The 277-nt window shown below is 58.8% G+C and carries 1 protein-coding gene; it reads right to left on the bottom strand.

Translation table 11 applies throughout. The features are described from left to right. Positions 1-277 (bottom strand): helix-turn-helix transcriptional regulator (locus AC0IYH_RS31315; protein ID WP_471838112.1); only part of this gene is annotated, 277 nt, incomplete at both ends.

Genomic DNA, 277 nt, shown 5'->3' on the forward strand with positions numbered 1-277 from the left:
TGGCTGAGCCACTCGCTGGCAAGGCGCATTCGCAATTCCGTGGCATAGCGCAGCGGCGGCACGCCTATCGTGGCCTGAAATCTTTGGGCAAATACAGAACGCGAGACATAGGATTGTGCAGCCAACTCAGCAACAGTCCACTCTTTACCGGGCTGACGATGCAGGGCCAATATCGCACGTGCGAGACGTGGGTCGCGCAACGCTGCTACAAGGCCGGAGGCGTTCTCACAACCGCACTCAATCCACCCACGAACGATCATCGCGGCAGCTACTTCTG

The organism is Pseudomonas sp. AC463 (assembly GCF_979253585.1).